We start from the raw sequence: 6,418 nt of genomic DNA, 5'->3' as shown, positions 1-6,418 counted from the left end.
GGCGGGGGGCGGCCGCCGGCTCAGCGGCCCTGTCGGGCCTCCAGCGTCTCCCAGCGCGCCAGCGCCGTCTCCAGTTCCCGTTCGGCTGCGGCCACGCGCTCGCTGGCTGCCCGGATCTCGGTCTGGGGACGGTCGTAGAAGCCCGGCGCGTTGAACTCCGCCTCCAGCTCGGCGATCCGTGTCTCCAGCGTCTCGATCGTATCCGGCAGGGCGCGCAGTTCCTTGCGCTCGGCGCTGGACAGCGGGTTGGCGGTGGGTGCCGGCGCCGTCGCCGGTTTCGAGGCGCCGCGGCCGCCCGTCTTCTTTCGGGGCTCGGCGGCTCGTGTCGGCGTCGGCCGCTGCCGCAGCCAGTCGGAATAGCCGCCGACGTACTCGCGCACGTCGCCCTCGTCCTCGAAGACCAGCGTGCTGGTGACCACGTTGTCCAGAAACGCACGATCGTGGGAGACCAGCAGCAACGTGCCGTCGTAGTTCATCAGCCGCTCTTCCAGCAGTTCCAGCGTCTCAACGTCGAGGTCGTTGGTCGGCTCGTCCATGACCAGCAGATTGGCGGGCCGGGTGAACAGCTTGGCCAGCAGCAGCCGATTGCGCTCGCCGCCGGAGAGTACCTTGGTCGGCGACCGTGCGCGCTTGGGCGAGAACAGGAAATCGCCCAGATAACTCATCACGTGCCGATCCTGGCCGTTGATGGTGATCGAGGAGCGCCCCTGGGCCACGTTGTCGAGCACGCTGATGGAATCGTCGAGGGCCGCGCGGTGCTGGTCGAAGTGGGCGACCTCGATGTTGGTGCCGAGCTTGACCTCGCCGGCATCCGGCGCGAGGCGACCGAGCAGCAGGTTGATCAGCGTGGTCTTGCCGGCGCCGTTCGGGCCGACGAGGCCGACCTTGTCGCCGCGCTGGATGATCGTGGACAGATCGTTGACGATGGGTTTGTCCGCCCAGCCGTAGGACAGGTTCTCGGCCACGATCACGTGCTTGCCGGAGCGGGCCGCGTCCTGGGTCACGATGTTGGCGCTACCGCCGCGCTCGCGGCGCTCGGCGCGTTCGGCGCGCATGGCCTTGAGCTCGCGCACGCGGCCCTCGTTGCGGGTCCGCCGGGCCTTGATGCCCTGGCGGATCCATACCTCTTCCTGAGCCAGGCGCTTGTCGAAGGCGGCGTTGGCCTTCTCCTCGTCGGCCAGCATCTTTTCCTTGCCTTCGAGAAAACGGTCGTAGTCGCCGGGCCAGGAGGTGAGCTTGCCGCGATCGAGATCGACGATGCGGGTGGCCAGATTGCGCAGGAAGGCGCGGTCATGGGTTATGAACAGCAGCGCGCCGTTCCAGTTCAGCAGCATCTCCTCGAGCTGGTCGATGGCGCTGATATCGAGATGGTTGGTGGGCTCGTCCAACAGCAGCAGATCGGGCGCCTGAACCATGGCACGGGCGAGTAGCACGCGCCGTTTCTGGCCGCCCGACAGCGACTCGAACTGCCAGTCGGCGCCGAGCTTGAGCCGCGACAGCGTGCTCTCGACCTGCTGGGCCAGCGTCCAGCCGTCGGCGGCATCGACCGCGGCCTGGGCCTTCGAGAAGGCATCCATCACGTCCTCGCCGGCGGACAGCCGCGCGGTCAGGTCGTGAAAACGGGCCAGCGCTTCGCCGACATCGCCGAGCCCGGCCGCGACCACATCGAACACCGGGCCGTGGGTGCCGGCGGGCACTTCCTGCTCCAGCCGGGCCACGCGCAGATCGGCCCGGGATTCGCGCAGGACCTCGTCCGGTTCGATCTCGCCGGAGACGATGCGCATTAGCGTGGACTTGCCGGTGCCGTTGCGGCCGACGAGCGCGACCCGCTCGCCGCGGTCGATGGCCAGTTCGGCGTCGTCGAGCAGCGGCTGGGTCCCGTAGGCCAGCCGCAGGTTGCGCAGTTGCAGCATCATGGGCGCGAGAGCATCGCGATCTGGAAAAGAGAGCGCGTATTGTACGCGCTGCCCGGACGCCGGACTCCATCGTCGGCGCGGGTGCGGCCGCACGCGCCAGCGGGGCGGCGTTAGACTGAGTGCCATCGCATTCCGCTGCCGGCCGAACGCTCCATCGATGACCACGCAAGCCATTGTTCTGATTGTTTCCGCGCTGCTGCTGGGCGTCCTTGTCGGCGCGGCGCTGGCCGTGCTCTGGGCGCGTTCGGCCCAGGCCCGTCTGGAAAGCGCCCGCGACAGTGCCCGACAGACGGCCGAGAATGAGGCGGGCGCGCATGCGAAGACGCGCGAGGCGCTCGAGTCCGTGCGCCAGGCGTTGACCGAGGCGCGCAGCGAGAACGCCCGGCTGGAGACGCGGCTCGACAGCGAACGCCGTAACAGCGAGGACAAGCTCAAGACGCTGACCGAAGCGCGCGAAGCCCTCACCCACCAGTTCAAGACGCTGTCCCAGGAAATCCTGGAAGAGAAAAGCCGGGCCTTCACCGAACAGAACAAGGCCAGCCTCGAGCCGTTGCTCAACCCGCTGCGCGAGCATATCGGCCGCTTCGAAAAGCAGGTCCGCGAAGCCTACGATCAGGAAAACCGCCAGCGCAGCGCGCTCGCCGAGCAGGTGCGCCTGCTGGAGCAGTCCAACAAGGCGATCGCCGAGGACGCGACCAATCTGGCCAACGCCCTGCGCGGCGAATCCAAGACCCAGGGCAACTGGGGCGAGATGATTCTGGAGACGGTGCTGGAGCGCTCGGGCCTGGAGAAAGGCGTCCAGTACGAGACGCAGTTCTCGGTCACCACCGAGGACGGCAGCCGCCAGCTGCCGGATGCGGTCGTGCATCTGCCGGAGCAGCGCAGCATCGTCGTCGACGCCAAGGTGTCGCTGACGGCCTATCTGCGGGTCCAGGAGGCCGGGGACGAGGACGCCCGAAAAACCGCACTCGCCGACCACGTCGCCTCGGTGCGGCGTCATCTCAAGCAGTTGTCGGCCAAGAACTACCAGCATATCGACGCCATACAGACGCTCGACTACGTGTTCATGTTCATTCCCTCCGAGGCGGCCTATGTCGAGGCGCTGCGCGGCGATTTCGACCTGCAGCGCGAAGCGCTCGACGCCAATATCGCGCTGGTCTCGCCGACCACGCTCATGCCCATGCTGCGCGCCATCGCCAATCTCTGGCGGCTGCAGCAGCAGGAGGAGAACGCCGCCGAGATCGCCGAGAAGGCCGGTGCGCTGCACGACAAGTTCGTGGGTTTTCTCGACGATCTCGACAAGCTCGGCCGGGCCATGGACACGGCCAACAAGGCCTACGAGGGCGCGCGCAACAAGCTCGTCGAGGGCCGCGGCAACATCGTGCGCCGCAGCGAGCAGTTGAAGAAGATGGGTGCGAACACCAGCAAGTCGATCGGACAGTCCTGGCAGCGCAGCGCCGCGCTGGGTGCTGCCCGCGGGGACGCCGACGACGGCATCCCCGACGACGAGGACGACGACAGTCTCACCGACCACGACGAGGCCCGCGACGCGCCATGAGCCTGACAGACCAACTCGCCGAACTGCGCGAACGCATTCCACCGGTGAACGCCGAGCGCGCCGCCGAACTGGCGCGCGAAGGTGCGCTGCTGGTCGATATCCGCGAGGCCGACGAGATCGCCCAGGGCACGCCCGTGGGCGCGAGGCCGCTCGGCCGCGGCTTTCTGGAGATGCGTCTGGAGCAGGAGGTCAGCGGACCCGATCAAACGGTGCTGCTGTTGTGCGCGTCGGGCTCGCGTTCGCTGCTGGCCGCCGACCAGCTCGCGCGTCTGGGCTATAGCGACGTGCGCTCGGTCGAGGGCGGCTTCGATGCCTGGAAGGATGCCGGCCTGGCGTTCGAGACGCCCACCATGCTCGACAACGCCGATCGCGCCCGCTATGCCCGCCAGCTCACCCTGCCCGAGGTCGGCGAGGCGGGGCAGACGAAACTGCGCGACGCGCGCGTGCTGGTCATCGGTGCCGGCGGGCTCGGCTCGCCGGCGGCCTATTATCTGGCCGCGGCCGGCGTGGGGCATATCGGCATCGTCGATCACGACGTGGTCGATCGCTCCAACCTGCATCGCCAGATCCTGCATCGCGATGCCAGCGTCGGTCAGTCCAAGGTGCGCTCGGCCATGGCCGCGCTCACGGCCCTCAATCCGAGTATCGCCATCGAGCCGATCGAGGCGCGGGTGAGCGCGGACAACGCCGCCGAGCTGGTCGACGGCCACGATCTGGTGGTCGACGGCTCGGACAACTTCAGCGCCCGCTATGCGGTCAACGATGCCTGCGTGGCGGCGCGGATACCGCTGGTCTACGGCGCGGTCGAGCGTTTCGCCGGCCAGGTCGGCGTGTTTCCGGCCGGCGGCCGGCCCTGCTACCGCTGCCTGTTCGCCAGCGCGCCGCCGGTGGGCGCGGCGCCGACCTGTGCCGAGGCCGGCGTGCTCGGGGTCGTGCCCGGCATCGTCGGTACGCTGCAGGCGCTGGAGGCGATCAAGCTGATCGTGGGCATGGCCGATACGCTCGCCGCGCGGGTGCTCACGCTCGATGTCGCCGCCCATCGCTGGCGGAGTCTGCGGATTCCGGCCGATCCGGCCTGCCCGGCCTGCGGCACGCCGTAGACGCGCCGCACAGCGCCGGCAGCGCAGACGCCTGATACGTTTGTAGACTGGCGCCCGGCGTATCCGCGTTGCTATCGTTCGCCACGCACAGCGTCCGCCTGAGGCGCGAAACCGCGGGGAGATCCAATGCCGGCCTTTTTTCTGATCGTCATGGCGCTGGTCGCCTTCTATCTGGGCTATCGTTTCTATTCGCGGTACCTGGCCGAGAAGGTCTACGCGCTCGATCCCAATTTCCGCACCCCGGCGCATGAAATGCGCGACGGTGTCGACTTCGTGCCGACGCACAAGCACGTGCTGCTCGGGCACCACTTCACCTCGGTGGCGGGCGCCGCCCCGATCGTCGGCCCGGCGATCGCGGTCTACTGGGGTTGGCTGCCGGCCCTGGCCTGGGTGATCCTGGGCACCATCTTCGCGGCCGGCGTGCACGATCTCGGATCGATCGTCGTGTCCGCGCGCAATCGCGGTCAGAACATCGGCACGCTCTCCGGCAAGGTCATCAGCGCGCGGGCCAGCACGCTGTTCCTGTTGATCATATTCTTTTTGTTGACGCTGGTGAACGCCGTGTTCGGCGTGGTGATGGCGATCCTGTTCGAGTCCAACCCGGGCGCGGTGATCCCTGCGCTGATCGTGATTCCGATCGCGGTCTTCATCGGGCAGTGGGCCTATCGGCTGGGGCGTTCCATCATCATCCCGTCGATCGTCGGCCTGCTGCTGCTCTATATCGCGATCCCGATCGGCCAGGCGTATCCGATCGAGGTCGACGGGTTGGCTTCGGCGATCGGCCTCGAGGTGCGCACCACCTGGATCCTGTTGATCTTCGCCTACACCTGGATCGCTTCGCGCCTGCCGGTGTGGATCCTGTTGCAGCCGCGCGACTACATCAACGGCCAGCAGTTGATCGTGGCGCTGTTCGTGATCTTCCTCGGCGTGCTCGTCGGCTGGGATACGGTTAGCGCGCCCGCGGTCAACGAGGTCTCGGCGGATTCGCCGCACTGGTTCCCGTATCTGTTCATCACCGTCGCCTGTGGCGCGATCTCGGGCTTTCACAGCCTGGTCGCGTCGGGCACGACGTCCAAGCAGCTCGACAAGGAGCCCGAAGCCCGCTTCGTCGGCTACGGCGGCGCCCTCGGCGAGGGCGCGCTGGCGCTAGCCGCGATCCTGGCCTGCACCGCGGGTCTGGGCGCAGCCGGCGAATGGAATACCGCCTACGCCGACTTCGGCGCCGCGTCGGGCGGGGCGCTCGGCCATTTCGTGACCGGTACCGGCCACTTCCTTAGCAACCTCGGCATTCCGGCTACGCTCGGCGCGACCTTCGCCGCGGTGGTGGTCATCACCTTCGCCGGGACGACGATGGACACCGGCATCCGGCTGCAGCGCTACATTCTCGCCGAGATCAGCGAACTGGCCGGCTTCAAGGCGCTGTCGGGGCGTGTGAATCTGCTTACTACGCTGGCCGTGCTGATCCCGCTGGGTCTGGCGCTGGTGCCCGGCGGCGACGACGCCGGCGGCAAGGGCTTCGCCTTCGGTCGCCTGTGGACGCTGTTCGGTACCACGAACCAGCTCACCGCCGGCCTGGCGCTGTCGGTGATTGCGGTCTGGGTGCTGGCACGCAACCGCAATCCGCTCGCGGCGATCGTGCCGCTGGTGTTCCTGCTGTTCATGACCACCTGGGCGCTGCTGCTCAATCTGGTCGACTTCTTCCAGAAGGGTGACTGGCTGCTGCTGGCCATGGACGCGGCGATCTTCGTCCTCGCGGCCTGGCTGATCGTGGAAGCGGTGACCGCGCTCAACCGCCAGCGCGGCGCGCGCGACCCGGCGGCCGCGGATCGATGATCACGGCGTGC

Annotated in this window: 4 protein-coding genes; 3 read left to right on the top strand and 1 reads right to left on the bottom strand. The window is 68.0% G+C overall.

Annotation, left to right across the window (positions count from 1 at the left end):
• Nucleotides 1-20: 20 nt before the first annotated feature.
• Entirely contained in the window at nucleotides 21-1,916 is a 1,896-nt protein-coding gene (locus tag SAHL_RS11545; RefSeq protein ID WP_123591570.1) for an ATP-binding cassette domain-containing protein, read from the bottom strand.
• Nucleotides 1,917-2,073: 157 nt separating this feature from the next.
• On the opposite strand from SAHL_RS11545, the gene SAHL_RS11540 reads away from it, so the two are divergent.
• The 3 genes from SAHL_RS11540 to SAHL_RS11530 all read left to right on the top strand — a co-directional run bounded on the left by SAHL_RS11540 (nucleotide 2,074) and on the right by SAHL_RS11530 (nucleotide 6,407).
• Nucleotides 2,074-3,474, top strand: coding sequence for a DNA recombination protein RmuC (locus SAHL_RS11540; protein ID WP_123591569.1), 1,401 nt, complete (start codon nucleotides 2,074-2,076; stop codon nucleotides 3,472-3,474).
• Nucleotides 3,471-4,574 carry a molybdopterin-synthase adenylyltransferase MoeB gene (moeB, locus tag SAHL_RS11535; protein ID WP_123591568.1) on the top strand — a complete coding sequence of 368 codons (1,104 nt, stop codon included), beginning with the start codon at nucleotides 3,471-3,473 and terminating at the stop codon, nucleotides 4,572-4,574. Before SAHL_RS11540 ends, moeB begins: the two co-directional genes overlap by 4 nt.
• A gap of 126 nt (nucleotides 4,575-4,700) precedes the next feature.
• The gene (locus SAHL_RS11530) at nucleotides 4,701-6,407 is read left to right on the top strand and encodes a carbon starvation CstA family protein (RefSeq protein WP_123591567.1); all 1,707 of its coding nucleotides are present in this window, start codon (nucleotides 4,701-4,703) and stop codon (nucleotides 6,405-6,407) included.
• Nucleotides 6,408-6,418 lie beyond the last annotated feature (11 nt).

It is taken from the genome of Salinisphaera orenii subsp. halophila YIM 95161, from assembly GCF_003732545.1.
Classification (GTDB): Bacteria; Pseudomonadota; Gammaproteobacteria; order Nevskiales; family Salinisphaeraceae; genus Salinisphaera; species Salinisphaera orenii_A.
The sequence above is the reverse complement of the archived record's forward strand: the minus strand, read 5'-3'. Positions and strand labels throughout refer to the sequence as shown.

Coding starts and splice junctions, on each gene's coding strand:
- SAHL_RS11530 (WP_123591567.1), top strand. CDS start 4,701: ATGCCGGCCTTTTTTCTGATCGTCATGGCGCTGGTCGCCTTCTATCTG.
- SAHL_RS11545 (WP_123591570.1), bottom strand. CDS start 1,916: ATGATGCTGCAACTGCGCAACCTGCGGCTGGCCTACGGGACCCAGCCG.
- moeB (WP_123591568.1), top strand. CDS start 3,471: ATGAGCCTGACAGACCAACTCGCCGAACTGCGCGAACGCATTCCACCG.
- SAHL_RS11540 (WP_123591569.1), top strand. CDS start 2,074: ATGACCACGCAAGCCATTGTTCTGATTGTTTCCGCGCTGCTGCTGGGC.